The sequence below is a fragment of the Mycobacterium sp. MUNTM1 genome, from assembly GCF_054660795.1.
Genome location: NZ_BAAGDE010000039.1, coordinates 1 through 16,722, shown reverse-complemented (window position 1 = coordinate 16,722; position 16,722 = coordinate 1). Strand labels below are relative to the sequence as shown.

The following is a 16,722-nucleotide window of genomic DNA, read 5'->3' as shown; positions in this document are numbered from 1 at the left end:
CGTGTCATTCACAGCGATACCTCCGCAAAATTCAAGCCCAAAAAGCCGACGCCTTACGGTAGGAACGGAAGCGCGCGGGCGAGGATCAGTGCCAACGCAACAACACCAATTCGGAACAGAATCCTGGACCCATCGCGAGCATCAGACCGGGGCTTCCACTCGGCGGCGGCTTGGCCATGGTGTCGCGCAGCACGTGCAGCACCGACGCCGACGAGAGGTTGCCGATCTCGCCGAGCGACCGCCAGGTGAGCTCGAGGGCCTCGGGCGGCAGGCTGAGCGCGGAGTTGATGGCCTCGATGACCTTCGGGCCGCCGGGGTGGCTCACGAACGCCCCGATGTCTGCCGTCGTCAGGCCGTGCGCCGCCAAGAAGTTGGTGACGTCCGCTTCGATGTACTGCTCGACGACGGCCGCGACGTCCTTGGACAGCACCAGCTCGAAGCCGGTGGCGCCGACGTCGAAGCCCATGGTGCGCAGCGAATCGGGGTACAGGTGGCTGCGCGAGTCGACGATGGTGGGCCCGCTGGCGACCAGGTGTTCGGCACGCCGCTCGCCGACGGCCACCACCGCCGCGGCCCCGTCGGCGAACAGGGCGCTGCCGACCATGCCGGCCAGCGACGGCTTGTATCCGGGATAGGTCAGCGAGCACAGCTCGACGGAGAGCAGGGCGGCCACCGCGTCCGGTGCGCCGCGCAGGTAGTCGTTCACGCGGGCCATCCCCGCGGCGCCGGCCACGCAGCCTAGGCCGAACATCGGCACCCGTCGCACGTCGTCGCGCAGGCCGAGCTGCGCGGCGATCCGGGCGTCCACGGACGGCACGGTGAGGCCGGTGACGGTGGTGGTGATGAGCACGTCGACGTCCCGTGGCTGCAGTCCGGCCTCGTCGAGCGCGCCGGACAGCGCCTCGCGGCCCAGCTTCACGGCGTGTTCGGTGAAGACCCGGTTCGCCATGCCGAAGTCGGTCAGTGCGGGGTATTGCTCCATCGGCAACACCAGGTGACGGCCGTTGACTTTCGCGCTGGCATGCAGCTGGCGGACGATGTCCTCGTACCCCTCGAACTCCGGGATGCTGACGAAGAAGTCGGTGAGCTCGCGCTGGGAGTATCGGTGCGGCGGTAGCGCACCGAAGACGCCGGCGACGACGCTCATTGTTCTCCCACCCCTTGGTGACGAGGACCCGGACCGAAACGTTCAACCGGATCGCTTTGAGCCCGAAGTCTAGTCTGCCTGCCACGGCCCGTCAGGAAAACCAACCTCATCTCAATGGTCGCCGCGCAGCTGGCTTTTGAGGGCATCGACGCTGGCCAGGACGGTTTCGATCTGCTCGGCGACCCTTGCCGGCGCGGTGCCGCCCCGCGCATCGCGCGACGCCACCGAGCCCTCGATCGTCAAGACCTCCCGCACCTGCGGCGTGAGATCGGGGCTGATGGCGGCCAATTCGTCGTCGGTCAGCTCGTCCAGCCCGACCGCCCGCTGCTCGGCCGCGCGCACCGCGGCGCCGGCGGCCTCGTGCGCGGACCGGAACGGCACCCCCTGGCGGACCAGCCATTCGGCGATGTCGGTGGCCAGGGTGTAGCCGGCCGGGGCCAGGGCGGCCATCCGCTCCACATCGAAAGTCAGGCTGGCCACCAGCCCGGCCATCGCGGGCAGCACCAGCTCCAGCTGGGCCACCGAATCGAACAACGGTTCCTTGTCTTCCTGCAGGTCACGGTTGTAGGCGAGTGGCTGGGCCTTCAGCGTGGCCAGCAGGCCGGTCAGGTTCCCGATCAGCCGGCCGGACTTGCCGCGCGCCAGCTCGGCGATGTCGGGGTTCTTCTTCTGCGGCATGATCGAGCTGCCGGTCGACCACGAGTCGTGCAGGGTGACGTAGCCGAATTCCGTCGAGCTCCACAGGATGACGTCCTCGGCCAGCCGCGACAGGTCGACACCGATCATGGCGAACACGAAGGCGGCCTCCGCCGCGAAATCGCGGGACGCCGTCGCGTCGATGGAATTGTCGGCCGCGGTGGCGAAACCGAGCTCCGCGGCGATCGCGTCGGGGTCCAGGCCCAGCGACGAGCCGGCCAGCGCGCCCGACCCGTACGGGGACACCCCCGCGCGCCGGTCGAAGTCGACGATCCGGTCGACGTCGCGCAGCAGCGGGTGGGCGTGCGCCAGCAGGTGATGGGCCAGCAGCACCGGCTGCGCGGACTGCAGGTGGGTCTTGCCCGGCATGATGGCGCTCGGGTGGGCGGCGGCCTGGGCGGCGAGGGCGCCGACGACGTCCAGCGCCCCGGCGGCGACCCGGCGCACCGCGTCGCGCAGCCACATCCGGAACAGGGTGGCCACCTGGTCGTTGCGCGACCGGCCGGCCCGCAGCCGCCCGCCCAGGTCGGGTCCGACCCGGTCGATCAGCCCGCGTTCCAGCGCCCCGTGCACGTCCTCATCGGTGACAAGCGGCGCGAAGCTGCCGTCGGCGACGTCCTCGGCGAGCTGATCCAGACCGGCCAGCAGGCCGTCGCGTTGCTCGGAGTTCAGCAGCCCGGCCCGGAACAGGATCACGGTGTGGGCCCGCGAGGCGACGATGTCGTAGGGGGCCAGCACCCAGTCGAAGTGGGTGGACTTGCTCAGTGCGGCCAGCGCATCCGACGGGCCGTCGGCGAACCGGCCGCCCCACAAGGACCCCTCGCGAGTGCTCACGCGTCGGCCGGGCCCTTGGCGGTCTGGTCGCGGGCCGACGCGATCTTCGACGACAGCCCGTGCACGTACACGAAACCCTTGGCGGCCGACTGGTCGAAGCTGTCGCCCTCGTCGTAGGTGGCCAGGTTGAAGTCGTACAGGGATTCCGCGCTGCGCCGACCGTTGACCGCAATGTGGCCGCCGTGCAACACCATTCGCACTTCACCCGTCACGTGTTCCTGGGTCTTGACGACGAAGCTTTCCAGCGCGTCCTTGAGCGGCGAGTACCACAGCCCGTCGTACACCAGCTCGGCCCAACGCTGATCGGTGTGCCGCTTGAACCGGCCCAATTCCCGCTCCAGCGTGACGTGTTCGAGCTCGGTGTGCGCGGTGATGAGCACCATGGCGCCGGGCGCCTCGTAGATCTCGCGGCTCTTGATGCCCACCAGCCGGTCCTCGACGACGTCGAGGCGGCCGACGCCCTGGGCGCCGGCGCGGGTGTTGAGTTCCTCGATAGCCTGCAGCACCGACACCCGCTTGCCGTCGATCGTCACCGGCACGCCGCGCTCGAACCCGACGATCACCTCGTCGGGCGTGCTCCAGTTCAGCGTGGGGTCCTCGGTGTAGGCGTACACGTCCTTGGTGGGGGCGTTCCAAAGGTGTTCCAGGAAGCCGGTTTCCACCGCGCGGCCCCACACGTTCTGGTCGATGGAGAACGGCGAGCGCTTGGTCACGTTGATCGGGATGGCGTTCTCTTCGGCGAACGCGATCGCCTTCTCCCGCGTCCACGCGTAGTCGCGGACCGGCGCCAGCACCTCGAGATCGGGTGCCAGCGAACCGAATCCGACCTCGAACCGGACCTGGTCGTTGCCCTTGCCGGTGCAGCCGTGCGCGACGATGCTGCCGCCGTGCTCGCGGGCCGCCGCCACCAGGTGCTTGACGATCAGCGGCCGGCTGATCGCCGACACCAGCGGGTAGCGGTCCATGTAGAGGGCGTTGGACAGGATGGTGGGCAGGCAGTAGCCGTCGGCGAACTCGTCGCGGGCGTCCACGACGACGGCTTCCACCGCGCCGCAGTCCAGGGCCCGCTGGCGAATGACCTCCATGTCTTCGCCGCCCTGGCCGAGGTCGATCGCCACCGCTACGACCTCACGGCCGGTCTCCTTGCCGATCCAGCTGATGGCCACCGAGGTGTCCAGACCGCCGGAATACGCCAGGATGACGCGTTCTGACATGAACCAATCTCCTTAGGTTGAAACGCTTACGTGAGTTTTTCCAGGGTGGTGGCGAGCTCGGCGCCGGTCATCGGCTCGCGAGCGGCCACGAAGACGGTGTCGTCGCCGGCGATGGTGCCGACGACGTACGGTAGCGCCGCGCGGTCGATCGCGCTGGCCAGGTAGTCGGCGGCGCCGGGCGGCGTGCGCAGCACCGCGAGGTTGGCGCTGGCATCCGCCGACACCAGCAATTCGCTCAGCAGCCGGGACAACCGCGCTGTCCCGCCGGACACCCCGCGCACCGGGCTGCCGTCCTCGGGGACCATGTACACGCCGACACCCCCGTCGGCGCCGCGCAGCTTCACCGCGCCCAGCTCCTCCAGGTCCCGCGACAGGGTGGCCTGGGTGACGTCGATGCCCTCGTCGGCCAGCAGTGCGGCCAGTTCGCTCTGGCTGCGCACCTCGGCCGACGACAGGATGGCCACGATGCGGGCCTGCCGGCCGGCCCGGGTGGTTTCGGGGGTGGCCCTGCTGCGGGTCATTGCGCCACTCTCCCCCGCAAGCGGGAGGTGCCCCCACCGCATCGCTTCGCTCTGCATCGTCGCCGGCACGGGGTCATCGGGACCGCTCCAGCAGCCAGGCCAGCAGCGCTTTCTGGGCGTGCAACCGGTTTTCGGCCTCGTCCCACACCACGCTGGCCGGCCCGTCCATCACCTCGTCGGTGATCTCGTCGCCGCGGTGTGCCGGAAGGCAATGCAGCACAATGGCTTCCGGGTCGGCCAGGGACAGCAGCCGCGCGTTGATCTGGTAGGGCCGGAACGGGGTGAGGCGGTCCAGCCCGTCGTCCTCCTGCCCCATCGACGTCCAGGTATCGGTGACCAGCACGTCGGCGCCGCGCGCGGCCGCGTCGGCGTCGGCGGTGACGGTGACCGAGGCGCCGGTGTCCTCGGCGCGCCGCCGGGTCGCGGCCACGAACGCCTCGTCCGGGGCGAAGCCGTCGGGCGCGGCGATGGTGACGTGCAGGCCGGCCGTGACGCCGCCGAGCATCAGCGAGTGGGCCATGTTGTTGGCGCCGTCACCGAGATAGGTCATCCGCAACCCGGTCAGCGAGCCCTTGCGCTCGGCGATGGTCTGCAGATCGGCCAGCACCTGGCAGGGGTGGAACTCGTCGGAGAGCGCGTTGACCACCGGCACCGTCGCGGCCGAGGCCATCGCGTCGAGGCGGTCCTGTCCGAACGTCCGCCAGACGATGGCCTCGACGTAGCGCGACAGCACCCGCGCGGTGTCCTCGAGGGTTTCGTCGCGGCCCAGCTGGGTGCTGCGCGCGTCGACGACGACGGCGTGCCCGCCGAGCTGGGCGATGCCCACCTCGAACGAGAACCGCGTGCGGGTGGAGTTCTTGTCGAAGAGGACCGCGACGCCGCGCGGACCCTCCAGCGGGCGGGCGCGCAGCGGATCCTTTTTCAGCTCGGCGGCCAGCTGCAAAACCTCGGCCTGCTCGGCGGGCGACAGGTCGTCGTCGCGCAGGAAATGCTTAGCCATCTGCGCCACTCTTCCCCGCAACCGGGAGGTGCCCCCACCTCATCGCTTCGCTCTGCATCGTCGTTGGCGCGCGGCGGGTCATGCTGCGGCTCCAGCGGCGTCGTCGAGGATGCCCGGCAGCGCGGCGACGAAGCCGTCGACCTGGGCTTCGGTGATGATCAGCGGCGGCGCCAGCCGGATGACGTCGGGTGCGGCCGCGTTCACCAGGAAGCCGGCCCGGCGGGCGGCCGCTTCGGCGTCCTTGGCGCGCGGCGCGGTGAGCGCCACGCCGCAGAGCAGCCCCCGGCCGCGCACGTGGTCGACCAGCGGGTGGCCGAGCGCCTCGATGCCGTGCCGCAGCGACTTGCCCAGCACCTCCGCGTGCCGGACCAAGTTCTCCTCGGACAGCACCCGCAGCACCGCCAGCGCCGCCGCCGCGCACACGGGGTTGCCGCCGAAGGTGCTGCCGTGCAGGCCGGGGGTCATCAGGTCGGCGGCCGGGCCGATGGCCAGGCAGGCGCCGATCGGCAGGCCGCCGCCGAGCCCCTTCGCCAGCGTCACCACGTCGGGGGTGATGCCGTCGTGTTGGTGGGCGAAAAACGTTCCGGTGCGGCCCATCCCGGTCTGCACCTCGTCGAGCACCAGCAGTGCCCCGTGCCGCGCGGTGATGTCGCGGGCGGCGACGAGGTATCCCTCGGGCGGGACGACCACGCCGCTCTCCCCCATGATCGGCTCCAAAAACACCGCGGCGGTGGCGTCGTCGACCGCGGCGGCCAGCGCGTCGGTGTCGCCGTAGGGCACGTGCGTGACGTCGCCGGGCAGCGGCGCGAACGGCGCCTGCTTGCTCGGCTGCCCGGTCAGCGCCAGCGAGCCCATGGTCCGGCCGTGGAAAGCCTCTTGCGCGGCAATCAGTTTGGTGCGTCCGGTGAGGCGCGACAGCTTGAACGCCACCTCATTGGCCTCGGTCCCGGAGTTGCAGAAGAACGCCCGCGCCGGGGAATCGGTGCCGAGCAGGGAGACCAGTTCCTCGGCCAGCGCGAGGCTGGGTTCGGTGGCGTACAGATTCGACGTGTGGCCCAGCGTCGACATCTGGCGGGTGACGGCCTCGATGATCGCCGGGTGGCGGTGGCCCAGGACGTTGACCGCGATGCCGCCGAGCAGGTCGAGATACGTGTTGCCGTCCACGTCGGTGACTGTGGCGCCGTCGCCGCTGGCCAAGGCCATCGGCGGAGTGCCGTAGTTGTTCATCATCACGGCTTCCCACCGCCGCTTGATGTCGTCCGTCGCCGTCACGCTTTCCACCTCCGCCGCTCCTCCTCATCGCTGCGCTCTGCATCATCGCGGGTGCGCACCACCTTGGTTCCGGTGCCCTCGTCGGTGAACAGCTCGACCAGCACGCAGTGTTCGACGCGCCCGTCGATCACGTGCGCGCTCGGCACGCCCGCACTCACCGCCCGCAGGCAGGCTTCGACTTTGGGAATCATGCCGGCCTCCAGCGTGGGTAGCAGTTGTGTCAGTGTGGCGGTGTCGATCTCGCTGACCAGCGAATCGCGGTCCGGCCAGCTGGTGTACAGGCCTTCGACGTCGGTGAGCATCAACAGCTTCTCGGCGTTCAGCGCCTCGGCCAGCGCCGCCGCGGCGGTGTCGGCGTTGATGTTGTGCACCACACCCTCGGCATCCGGGGCCAGGGTCGACACCACCGGAATGCGCCGCGCGGCAATGAGATCCAGCACTGCGGCGGTGTTGACCCGTTCGACGTCCCCGACCAGGCCGATGTCGGTGGCCACGCCGTCCACGGTGACGCTGCGCCGCACCGCGGTGAACAGCTGGGCGTCCTCGCCGGTGATGCCGACGGCATACGGCCCGTGCGCGTTGATCAGGTTGACCAGCTCGCGGCCGACCTGGCCGAACAACACCATCCGCGCCACGTCGAGCACTTCCGGTGTGGTGACCCGGAATCCGCCCTTGAAGTCGCCCGGGATCCCGAGCCGGCGCAGCATCGCGCTGATCTGCGGGCCGCCGCCGTGCACGACGACGGGATGGACGCCGCAGTTGCGCAGGAACGCCATGTCGGCGGCGAACGCGTGGCGCAGGGTGTCGTCGGTCATCGCGTTGCCGCCGTACTTGATGACGACGATCTTGCCGTGTAGCTGCTTGAGCCAGGGCAGGGCTTCGGCGAGCACCTGCGCCTTGACCGCGGTGGGCAGCGATTCGGTGGCTGAACTCATGAGCTGTAGGCCGAGTTCTCTTCGACGTAACCGTGCGACAGGTCGGTGGTCCGGATGGTCACCCGGCCATCGCCGAGCCCCAGGTCGACAATGATGTCGATGTCGGCCTCGGAGAGATCCACCTCGCGCGCGCCCGGCGCCCCCGCCCCGTCGGCGAAGACCGTAAAGCCGTTGAACGACACCGTGATCCGGTCGGGGTCCAGGGCGATGGGCGCGATGCCGACGGCGGCGAGCACCCGGCCCCAGTTGGGGTCCGAGCCGAACACCGCCGTCTTGACCAGGGAGTCGCGGGCGATCGTTCGGGCGGCGACCAGGGCGTCGTCCTCGGAGGCCGCGCCCTGAACTGTGACGTTGACCCGCTTGGTGACGCCCTCGGCGTCGGCCTGCAGCTGGGCGCACAGGTCGTCGCAGACCCGCAGCACGGCCTCGTCGAGTTCGGCCTGGCTGGGCGCGATGCCGCTGGCCCCCGAGGCCAGCAGCAGCACCGTGTCGTTGGTCGAGCAGGCGCCGTCGATGTCGAGCCGGTCGAAGGTGCGGGCGCTGGCGTGGCGCAGCGCGGAGTCCAGGGCGGCGGCGTCGACGGCCGCGTCGGTGGTGAGGATGCAGAGCATCGTCGCCAGCGACGGGGCGAGCATGCCGGCGCCCTTGGCCATTCCGCCGACCGTCCAGTTGCCCGGATGGTGCAGCGCAACCTGTTTGGGCACGGTGTCGGTGGTCATGATCGCCTGGGCCGCCTCGTCGCCGCCGGACAGCCCCCCGGCCATGTCCTGCACGATCGTGCGCACCCCGGCGAGCACCTTGTCCATCGGCAACCGGTCACCGATCAGCCCGGTCGAGCACACCGCGACCTCGACGGCTCCGGTCTCGGTTCCCCAATCCGACAGCGCGGCCGCGACGGCCTCCGCGGTGGCGTGCGTGTCCTGAAACCCGCCGGGCCCGGTGCAGGCGTTGGCGCCGCCGGAGTTGAGGATCACCGCGCGCAACGCGCCGGTGCTCAGCACCTGCTGGCTCCACAGCACCGGCGCGGCTTTGACCTTGTTGCGGGTGAACACCCCGGCCGCCGCGTAGTCGGGTCCCTCGTTGAAGACCAGGGCCAGATCGCGATTGCCCGACGCCTTGATTCCGGCGGCGATGCCCGCGGCCCGGAATCCGGCCGGCGCGGTGACGCCCTGTTCGCGCAGCAGCCGCGCTTGCGCAGTGGACGTCACGGCGCCACCCCGATCACCGAAAGGCCTTCCGTCTCCGGCCAATCCAGCGCCAGGTTCATCGACTGCACGGCGGCGCCGGCCGTTCCCTTGACCAGATTGTCGATCGCGGCGATTGCCACGAAGGTGTTCGCCGCCTCGTCCACCGCGACGGCGATGTGCGCCGCGTTGCTGCCGATCACCGCCCCGGTGCGGGGCAGCTGCCCGTCGGGCATCAGGTAGATGAAAGGTTCGGCGTCATAAGCCTTTTCATAGGCCTCCCGCAGCCGGGCCAGCGGCGCGCGGGTGCGCGCGGTACAGGTCGCCAGGATGCCGCGCGATGTCGGGATCAGCACCGGGGTGAACGACACGGTCACGTCGCGGCCGGTGACCGCGCCCAGACCCTGGGCGATCTCGGGGGTGTGCCGGTGCGCTCCGGCGATGTTGTAGGCCCGGGCCGAGCCGATGACCTCCGCGCCCAGCAGGTCGGGCTTGGCCGCGCGGCCGGCCCCGGAGGTGCCGCTGACGGCGACCACGGTGACAGCCGGTTCGATCAGGTCCTCGGCCACCGCGGGCAGCAGCGCCAGCAGCGCCGCGGTCGGGTAGCAGCCCGGAACCGCGATGCGGCGGGCGCCGCGCAGCCGCTCGCGCGCGCCGGGCAGCTCCGGCAGCCCGTAAGGCCAGCTGCCGGCGTGCGGCGATCCGTAGAACCGCTCCCACGCCCCGGCGTCGGTGAGCCGGAAGTCGGCGCCGCAGTCGATGATCAACGTGTCGGGCCCGAGCCGTTCGGCCAGCGCGGCCGAATGACCGTGCGGCAGGGCCAGGAACACCACGTCGTGGCCGGCGAGCACGTCGAGCTCGGTCGGCTCCACCACACGCTGCGCCAGCGCCGTCAGGTGCGGGTGGTGCTCGCCGAGGGTGCTGCCGGCGCTGGCGGCCGCGGTCACCGCGCCGATGGTCAGGCGCCCCTGCGCGTAGGCCGGGTGCCCCAGTAGCAGGCGCAGGATTTCGCCGCCCGCGTAGCCGCTGGCACCGGCAACCGCCACCTTCATTCCGTCGGCCATTCCGCCGATTCTGCATGTTTATGCAGTGGTTTGCAAATCCATTCCACTAGCCGCGGAGCTCCGCGCCGACCGCCTCGGCGGCGCGGCGGACCGCCGCGTCGCGGGCCGCGGTGGCGTCGTCCTCGGTGAGCGTGCGATCGGGCGCGCGGAACCGCAGCGCGAAGGTCAGCGACTTGCGGTCCTCGCCGATCTGCGGGCCGGTGAACACGTCGAACAGCTGCAGGTCTTCGAGCAGCTCCCCCGCGCCCTCGCGGACGGCGTCGGCCACCGCCTGCGCCGGCACGTGCGCGGCCACCACCAGGCTGACGTCCTGGAAGACGGCCGGGAACGGCGACACCCGGGGCGCCGGCAGCGCCGCGCCGATGGGCATCGCATCCAGGTTCAGCTCCAGGGCGCAGGTGCCCTTGGGCAGGCCGGAGCGCTCGATCACCGCGGGATGCAGCTGGCCCGCGTAACCCACCGGGGCGTCCCCGACGAGCACTTCGGCACACCGCCCCGGATGCCACGGTAGCTGCTGGGCCGCGCGCAACCGCACCTCGATTCCGCTCGCGCGGGCGATGATGCGGACCGCCTCGAACGCGTCGGCGGCCTCGGCCCGGCGGCCCGGGCCCCAGGGCCCGCGAAGTTCGCGCAGGCCGGTCAGCACCGCCGCGACGTGCTGCGGCTGCCGCGGCAAGGACGCGTCGAGCGCGGCGATCTCGGCGTCGGTGGGCCGGCGGTCGACGGGGATGAGGTCCACCGCGCGGGTGTCCGCCGTCGGCTGGGCCACCTGGGCCAGCGCGTACAGCGAGACGTCGACCAGGCCGCGAGACACGTTGCGCACCAACGCTTCCAGTAATGCGGGCAGCAGCGTGGTGGCCAGGTGCGGGCGGTCTGCCTCCAGCGGGTTGAGCACGTCGGTGGTGATGCGCCGCGGGTCGTCGGCCGGCAGGCCCCACAGGTCGAACACGCCCGCGGGCAAGAACGGCGTCGGCAGGATCTCGACATAGCCGGACTGGGCCAGGGACTTGCCGATGGCGCGGCGGCGCTTCTGGACGGCGGACAGGCCGCGGCCGGCCGGCGCCGGCGGCAGCACCGACGGGATGACCTCGAGCCCCTCCAGGCGCAGCACCTCCTCGACGAGGTCGGCGGGCTGCACGAGGTCGGGCCGCCAGCTGGGTGGGGTCACGGTCAGGGTGTCCCCACGCTCCGCCAAGTCGGCGCCGATCTGGGCGAGCCGCCTGGCCGTCGCGCCCGGGGCGTAGCCCACCCCAGCGACGCGATCCGGCAGGTCCACGGAGATCTCGATGGGTGGGAGCGACCAGTCGTCGCGCGGTGGGTCGCCGCGCCAGTCGGTCAGGCCGTCGGAGACCACTCCGCCGGCGATGTCGGCGAGCAGCGTGGCGCACCGGTCCAGCGCGGCCACCGAGATCGCCGGATCCACACCCCGCTCGTAGCGGCGGGCGGCTTCGCTGGGCAGGTGCAGCCTGCGCTGGGTGCGCGAGACGGCGGCGGGGTCCCAGACCGCGGCCTCGAGCAGCACGTCGGTCGAATCGGCGCGCACCTCGGTGCTCGCCGCGCCCATCACGCCGCCGATCGCGGTGGTCGCCGTGTCGTCGACGATGAGGACGTCGGCCGGCTCCAGCTTGCGCTCGATGTCGTCGAGGGTCACCACGGTCTCGCCGGGCCGGGCGAACCGCACGCCGAAGCTTCCGGTGATCCGCTTGCGGTCATGGGCGTGCATGGGGTGACCGAGCTCGAGCATCACGTAGTTGGTCACGTCGACCGCCGGGGAGGCCGCGCGGATGCCGGACAGCAGCAGCCGGCGCTGCAGCCACCAGGGCGACACGGCCGCGGGGTCGATGCCGGTGACCGGGCGCAGCGCGAAGCGCCGCACCCCGGTGCCGGGTTGCACGGTCAGCGGCCAGGCCTCTCCGTTGACCGGCAGCGGCTTGATCACCTGAGCGCCGGCCGGGTCGACGAAGTCCAGGTCGTAGGCGCAGGCGATCTCGCGGGCCAGGCCGCGCAGCGACATGCAGTAGCCGCGGTCGGGTGTGATCGCCAGGTGGAAGATGACGTCGTCCAGGCCCAGCACGGCGGCGCCGTCGGCGCCCGGGTCGGCGGTGCCCGGCGGCAGCACCAGGATTCCGGAATGGTCGGCGCCCAAGCCGAGTTCGGCCGCCGAGCAGATCATGCCGTCGGAATTGCGGCCGTAGGTCTTGCGGGCGGCGATTGTGAAATCGCCCGGCAACGTGGTGCCGGGCAGGGCGGCGACGATCAGATCACCCACGGCGAAGTTGGTTGCGCCGCAGACGATCTCACGGTCCTGGCCCCCGCCGACGTCGACGTGGCAGAACCGGATCGGCTTTTTGAAACCGGTGAGCTCCTCGATGGCGGTGACCCGGCCCACGGTCAGCGGGCCCTCGACCGGCCCGAGGGTGGCGACCTCCTCGACCTCGTGGCCGATGCGCACCAGCGCCTGCTCGAGGTCGGCGGGGGTGACATCCCAGCCCGGCGCGCCCGCCGCCACGATCTCACGTAGCCAGCTGTACGGAACGCGCATCAGGCACCGACCCCGAACGGAAGCGAGAACCGGACGTCGCCCTCGACCATGTCGCGCATGTCCGGAATCCCGTTGCGGAACTGCAGCGTTCGTTCCAGTCCCATCCCGAAGGCGAAGCCGGAGTAGACGGCCGGGTCAATCCCCGCGGCGCGCAACACGTTCGGATGCACCATCCCGCAGCCGCCCCACTCCACCCAGCCGGCGCCGCCCTTCTTACCGACGAACCACACGTCGACCTCGGCGGACGGCTCGGTGAACGGGAAGAAGTGGGGCCGGATGCGGGTGCGGGCCTCGGGTCCGAACTCGGCGCGCGCGAACGCGTCCAGCGTCCCGCGCAGGTGCGCCATCGTCAGGCTGCGGTCCACCGCGAGGCCCTCGACCTGGTGGAACACCGGCGTGTGGGTGGCGTCGAGTTCGTCGGTGCGGAACGTGCGGCCGATCGAGACGATGTAGACGGGGAGCTCGCGCGCGAGCAGGGTGCGCACCTGCACCGGTGAGGTGTGGGTGCGCAGCAGCTGCCGGGAACCGTCGGGCGCGACGTAGAAGGTGTCCTGCTCGCTGCGGGCTGGGTGGTCGGCAGGGAAGTTCAGCGCGTCGAAGTTGAACTGCTCGGACTCGACCTCGGGGCCGTCGGCCAGTTCCCAACCCATGGCGATGAAGGTGTCGGCGATGTGTTCGGCCAGGATCGTGATCGGGTGCCGGGCGCCGGTCGGTTGCCGGGTCGACGGCAGCGTGACGTCGACGCCTTCGGCGACCAGCACCGCGGCGTCGCGCTCGGCGCGCAGGACCGCGAGCCTTTCGTCGTAGCCCTGCTGCGCCTCGGCGCGGGCGGCGTTGACCCGCTTGCCGGCGTCGGCCCGCTCGTCCTTGGGGACGCCGCCCAGCACCTGGCGCGCCAGGGCCAGCGGTGAGCGGTCGCCGAGGTGCTCGGTCTTGACGCGCGCCAGGGTGTCGAGATCGCCGGCGCGCGTGAAGGCCTCCCGGGCGGCGCTGACCGCTCGGGCCAGGGCTTCCGGCGACAGGTCCACGGGTTGATCACCCACGCGGCGACACTCTCCTTGGCTGTTGGTTGGCTGCAGGTTGCCTGGAGGCAAGTGCTGATCATAGTGATTCGGCGCGTGGCGCCCGGCGGGCGCGTGGCAGTTGAGCGGCCTGGGGCCGCGCGAGCAGAGTTGGCCGAGCGAAGGGGCTCAGCCGGCGACGGCCGGCTGCGGGCCGGCCAGCGGTTCCTCGCCGTCGAGCGGCAGGGCAGGCAGGCCGCGACCGCCGGCGAACTTCGCCAGCTTGTAGGCGACGAAGGCGCCCACGAGGCCGAACACCGGCGTCGCCGCCAGGGTCCCCCAGTGGTGGGCCAGCATCAGGAAGCCGAAGCCCGAGGACGCCGCCAGCATCAGGTAGCGCGCCGGCGTCCAGTGGATCGGCTGCCGGAACCGGGCGGAGACCAGCACGCCCAGGATCACGGCGACGGTGTGGCCGGCGTCGGTGAAGTCGCCGCCGATGATCGCCGACGCGATGCCCGCCGACACCCACCAGCCGACCCAGGCGGCCCGCCAGCGCGACGGGATTACCGCCGTCATCGCGCCGAGCACCGCCAGCGCGCCGTAGCTCATGCCGACGTCGCTGGCCCGGGTGATCGACACGGGCAGCCAGCCGAATTCGACCGAGGCGGCCAGCGCGGCGGCCACCAGCAGCGTCGCGCCGATGTGGCCGACCAGAAAGGCCACGACCAGCCGGATGGTGCGAAGATGCAGCTCGGCCAGCGCCAGCAGGCAGGTCAGGAAGGGCAGCCAGAAGTAGAGCGGGCCGGCGTCGACCACCAGAGCGCTGCCCAGCAGCGTGCCCAGGTGGCCGTGGGCCAGATTGTGCACGTTGGTGCTGGCGCGCTGAACGATGACGTCATGCGCGTGGGGACCGAGGGCCAGGATCGCGCAGCTGATGGCAAGCAGCAGCGCCGCATACCCCAGAGTGAATTGGACCCGGGCGAGCCGGGACACGATGCCCCCTAACATTGGCATCCATTATGGCTGCGGTTTCGTCTCGGCTGTGTCATCAGGGCCTGACAACTCCTTAAGAAGCTTGAGGCGATATATCGCCAAATCGTCGGGAATGCCGGCGGGCTTCGGCCCGAAAACCGGCTTCCTCGTGCGTTTGGCCTCGACGCCCAACGCGTCCAACTCGCTTTGCGGTATGAGATCTAACGTTGAACTCGACACCATGATTCCACCCTTGGTGGCCCTTTCCATAACTCGTGCGGCGATATTCACATCGACGCCGAGCCAGTCCGCCGCCAGTCGCTGGGGTCGACCGGTGTGAATCCCGACCCGCATCCGGGGCGTATGACCCGCCACCTCGACCGATTTCAGCGCCTCCTTGGCGGCCAGTACGGCGCGCACGGCGACCGTCGGATCGCCGAACACGGCCATCAGGCCGTCGCCCATTCGTTTGACGATGTGTCCGCCGGCGTCGAGCAGGGGTGGCTCGACCGCACGCGCCACCTGGCGCAGCAGCGCCAGCGCCGCGTCGTCGCCGGCCTGCAGGGACCACGTCGAGAAGCCGACCAGGTCGGTGAAGACCAGCGTCACCTCCGCGTTGGCCGGCCGGCGCGACACCCCCTCGGTGAGCGCCTGCCACACCTGCAGCACCCCGAGGCTGAACTCGCGCGACACCGCGTCGCGGTCCCCCAGCAGCCGGTCGGCCGCGCGCGCCGCGGCGCGCGGACCGCCATCGCCCGCCGTGGACAGCGGATCGCCGAACTCGGGGTCGCCGGGCAGCAGTTTGCGCGCGCGCCGGATCAACGCAACCGCCCCGGGACTGCGGTTGCGGCTGTGCAGCCATTGGGTCGCGCCGTGCAGTGGAGAGCGTTGCGTAACGGATTGCGCCTCGGTCTCTTCGGGCTCACCCGGGTCCAGATCGCGACGCGCGAGTTCCACCTGGCCAGGTTATTTGTTTTCCTTCCAGGCAGCCAACGACAGTCCGAGCGGGTTCTGCCGGATGTGTCACATCTCGCACCGAACCACCTGATCACGGTGGCGCCACACCGATGTGGAAGCTCGATAACACCCTCGCGAAACACATCGCCGAAATCGTAGACAACGCGCGTTGTCAAAGTTATCGTGAGCGCAATCGGAGCAGGAGGCCGCGATGACTGGCACTGTGAACGCTTGCGGGAGCGGATCCGCGGACCCGCTCGGACCAGATTCCCTGACCTGGAAGTATTTTGGCGATCTGCGCACCGGAATGATGGGCGTCTGGATCGGCGCGATTCAGAACATGTACCCCGAACTCGGCGCGGCCGTCGAGGAGCATTCGATCCTGCTGCGGGAGCCGCTGCAGCGGGTGGCCCGGTCGGTCTACCCGATCATGGGCGTGGTCTACGACGGCGACCGGGCATCGCAGACCGGCCGGCAGATCACCAGCTACCACCACACCATCAAGGGCACCGACGCGGCCGGGCGGCGCTATCACGCGCTCAACCCGGAGACCTTCTACTGGGCGCACGCCACGTTCTTCATGCTGATCGTCAAGGTGGCCGAGTACTTCTGCGGTGGACTGACCGAGGCCGAGAAGCGGCAGCTGTTCGCCGAGCACGTGCAGTGGTACCGGATGTACGGGATGAGCATGCGGCCGGTGCCCGAAACCTGGGAGGACTTCCAGGAGTACTGGGAGCGCACCGGCCGCGACACCCTGGAAATCAACCAGGCAACGCTCGACATCTTCCAAATGCGCATCCCCAAGCCGAAATTCGTGTTGATGCCGACCCCGATCTGGGACCAGATCTTCAAGCCGCTGGTCGCCGGCCAGCGCTGGATCGCGGCGGGACTCTTCGAGCCCGCGGTGCGCGAGAAGGCCGGCATGCATTGGACGCCGGGCGACGAGATATTGCTGCGGCTGTTCGGCAAGCTCGTCGAACTGGCATTCCTGGCGGTGCCCGACGAGATCCGGCTGCATCCGCGGGCGCTGGCCGCCTACCGCCGCGCCGAGGGACGGCTGCCCAGCGACGCGCCGCTGGTCGAGGCCCCGCCGTTCATGGCGCCGCCGCGCGACCGCCGCGGGCTGCCGATGCACTACTTTCCCCCGGCGCCCAAGTCGCCGCTCGACCCCGCGCTGCAACCCGCCCGGGTGCTGATGGAGCGCGCCGGATCGCTGGTGCACACGACGCTGTCGCTGGCCGGTCTGCGCGCGGGCCGCGGTCGGCCGAAGCGGCCGGCTACGGCCGCGTAGGCAGGCCCAGGGCCCGCGCGCTCTGATACAGACAGATGGCCGCGGCCGACGCCACGTTGAGGCTCTCCGCGCCGCCGGCCATGGGGATGCGC

General features: G+C 70.8%; 13 protein-coding genes and 2 pseudogenes. 1 reads left to right on the top strand and 14 read right to left on the bottom strand.

The window, feature by feature from the left end; genetic code table 11:
- Window positions 1–85: 85 nt before the first annotated feature.
- From ACYQ8K_RS20520 to ACYQ8K_RS20460, 13 genes and pseudogenes are all read right to left on the bottom strand, one after another.
- Window positions 86–1,147: a type III polyketide synthase gene (locus tag ACYQ8K_RS20520; RefSeq protein ID WP_459971860.1), complete on the bottom strand. Its 1,062-nt coding sequence runs from the start codon at window positions 1,145–1,147 to the stop codon at window positions 86–88.
- A 111-nt stretch (window positions 1,148–1,258) separates the two neighbouring features.
- Entirely contained in the window at window positions 1,259–2,677 is a 1,419-nt protein-coding gene (gene argH / locus ACYQ8K_RS20515; protein ID WP_459971858.1) for an argininosuccinate lyase, read from the bottom strand.
- Window positions 2,674–3,891 carry an argininosuccinate synthase gene (locus ACYQ8K_RS20510; protein WP_459971856.1) on the bottom strand — a complete coding sequence of 406 codons (1,218 nt, stop codon included), beginning with the start codon at window positions 3,889–3,891 and terminating at the stop codon, window positions 2,674–2,676. Before ACYQ8K_RS20510 ends, argH begins: the two co-directional genes overlap by 4 nt.
- 26 nt (window positions 3,892–3,917) lie before the next feature.
- Window positions 3,918–4,412, bottom strand: coding sequence for an arginine repressor (locus ACYQ8K_RS20505; protein WP_459971854.1), 495 nt, complete (start codon window positions 4,410–4,412; stop codon window positions 3,918–3,920).
- Window positions 4,413–4,485: 73 nt separating this feature from the next.
- A complete protein-coding gene (argF, locus tag ACYQ8K_RS20500) occupies window positions 4,486–5,412 on the bottom strand; it encodes an ornithine carbamoyltransferase (RefSeq protein WP_459971852.1) in 927 nt (308 codons plus the stop codon).
- Between the two features lie 78 nt (window positions 5,413–5,490).
- Entirely contained in the window at window positions 5,491–6,642 is a 1,152-nt protein-coding gene (locus ACYQ8K_RS20495; protein ID WP_459971910.1) for an acetylornithine transaminase, read from the bottom strand.
- A 38-nt stretch (window positions 6,643–6,680) separates the two neighbouring features.
- Window positions 6,681–7,619 (bottom strand): acetylglutamate kinase, encoded by a 939-nt coding sequence (gene argB / locus ACYQ8K_RS20490; RefSeq protein ID WP_459971850.1) that lies wholly within the window; start codon window positions 7,617–7,619, stop codon window positions 6,681–6,683.
- On the bottom strand, window positions 7,616–8,827 hold the full coding sequence (gene argJ, locus ACYQ8K_RS20485; RefSeq protein WP_459971848.1) for a bifunctional glutamate N-acetyltransferase/amino-acid acetyltransferase ArgJ: 1,212 nt from the start codon (window positions 8,825–8,827) through the stop codon (window positions 7,616–7,618). Before argJ ends, argB begins: the two co-directional genes overlap by 4 nt.
- Window positions 8,824–9,883, bottom strand: a pseudogene (gene argC / locus ACYQ8K_RS20480) (N-acetyl-gamma-glutamyl-phosphate reductase). The gene argJ and the pseudogene argC overlap by 4 nt, the downstream one beginning before the upstream one ends.
- Window positions 9,884–9,913: 30 nt before the next feature.
- Entirely contained in the window at window positions 9,914–12,409 is a 2,496-nt protein-coding gene (gene pheT, locus ACYQ8K_RS20475) for a phenylalanine--tRNA ligase subunit beta (protein ID WP_459971846.1), read from the bottom strand.
- On the bottom strand, window positions 12,409–13,452 hold the full coding sequence (gene pheS / locus ACYQ8K_RS20470; protein ID WP_459971844.1) for a phenylalanine--tRNA ligase subunit alpha: 1,044 nt from the start codon (window positions 13,450–13,452) through the stop codon (window positions 12,409–12,411). The genes pheT and pheS overlap by 1 nt, the downstream gene beginning before the upstream one ends.
- A gap of 147 nt (window positions 13,453–13,599) precedes the next feature.
- Complete coding sequence (locus ACYQ8K_RS20465; RefSeq protein ID WP_459971842.1) at window positions 13,600–14,418, bottom strand: rhomboid-like protein; 819 nt, start codon at window positions 14,416–14,418, stop codon at window positions 13,600–13,602.
- Window positions 14,419–14,427: 9 nt separating this feature from the next.
- Window positions 14,428–15,339 (bottom strand): adenylate/guanylate cyclase domain-containing protein, encoded by a 912-nt coding sequence (locus ACYQ8K_RS20460; protein ID WP_459971841.1) that lies wholly within the window; start codon window positions 15,337–15,339, stop codon window positions 14,428–14,430.
- Between the two features lie 211 nt (window positions 15,340–15,550).
- Here ACYQ8K_RS20460 and ACYQ8K_RS20455 point away from each other — a divergent pair, with 211 nt between their 5' ends.
- Entirely contained in the window at window positions 15,551–16,630 is a 1,080-nt protein-coding gene (locus ACYQ8K_RS20455; protein ID WP_459971839.1) for an oxygenase MpaB family protein, read from the top strand.
- On the opposite strand, the pseudogene ACYQ8K_RS20450 reads toward ACYQ8K_RS20455, so the two are convergent.
- A pseudogene (locus ACYQ8K_RS20450) lies at window positions 16,617–16,722 on the bottom strand (TrmH family RNA methyltransferase); the annotation flags it as partial. The gene ACYQ8K_RS20455 and the pseudogene ACYQ8K_RS20450 overlap by 14 nt on opposite strands.